The sequence below is a fragment of the Paraburkholderia sp. RL18-085-BIA-A genome, assembly GCF_046027075.1.
Lineage (GTDB): Bacteria > Pseudomonadota > Gammaproteobacteria > Burkholderiales > Burkholderiaceae > Paraburkholderia.
Map to the genome: position 1 here is coordinate 1 of NZ_JARESU010000455.1, position 1150 is coordinate 1150.

The window sequence follows — 1150 nt, forward strand, 5'->3', positions numbered from 1 at the left end:
CCCGGTGGACATACAGCGGATATTGCATGACCTGCTCCTTGGAGTGGAGCGCCGACAGACGCTCGCTGTGCAACGCCACGCCAGGGATGCTGGGTGTACAACCGACAACTGACTGAGTCCGCACGTATGTTTCATTAGACGCTTCGCGTACGAATACGCAATGACTTTCTTGTTTCATTGCAACGCCATATCGAGGAGAGGTCGAAGCCACTCACTTATAGAGGGAATCGCTCGGGCGAGGGGTCGTATTCTGACTCGATCTCCGGCCGTTCGGGCCCCACGGGGCGCGCGAGAAAAGGCAGCAAACGAGGAACGCTCGCTGACGCTGCGCAAGGCGTGAACGCAAAACTGGCGGCTATGGACGCTTCATGGACAAAGCACTAACCGGCTTCGATCCCTGCCGGCAAAGGCGGCGCAATGCCGCCTTTTTTCATAGTGCAGCCGTGAAAACATGCACTATGAATTGAACGCCTCATGCTTTCTGTCAATGTTTGTTAATTCTCGGCTGTCTCGATTTCATTTCGTTGACCTGTCGGAATTTAAATGGTCAGTTAACGAGCTTTGCAGCTAACGCTGCGTCGCTGGCCTTTTCAGGGAGCAGGGAGTGGCAGAGTTTGATCCATTACGTCAGGGCGTCACGGGCCGGCAAGCATATTTTCTCGAAGTACCCGGCACGTCAAGTGCTGCGGCGCTGTCGGTCGTGTCATTCAAGACGACCGAAAAGATGGGCGCACCGACCGAAGTGCGCATCGAGTTGACCCACCCGCAGCAGCTTGCGCGCACCGATTACCTGAACCTGGACGCCTGCTTTTCCGTGGTGGCCGACGATGGCGCCGTGAGGAAGTTTTCCGGGTACATCGAACGCTTCTCGACGGTGCAGACCACGAAGGACTATGTCAGGTACGAAATTACCCTGAAATCGCATTTCGGACGGCTCCAGGCCGTCACCAACACGGAGGTCTATCAGCACCTCACGATACCGCAGATCATCCAGAAGATTCTGCGCAGGCACGGCATCAAGGATCACCAGGTATCGTTCCGGCTGCGTGGCCAGTATGCGGTTCTTCTCTGGCGCTTCCAGCACCAGATGACGGATTTTGATTACGTGCATGCGCTTCTGGAGAAGGCCGGAATCTACTCCTTTATCGTC

General features: G+C 55.8%; 1 protein-coding gene. It reads left to right on the top strand.

Features of this window, described 5'->3' with window-relative positions; translation table 11 throughout:
• Nucleotides 1–724: 724 nt before the first annotated feature.
• On the top strand, nt 725–1150 hold a 426-nt coding region (locus P0D89_RS53190; protein WP_408379672.1), incomplete at its 3' end, for a contractile injection system protein, VgrG/Pvc8 family.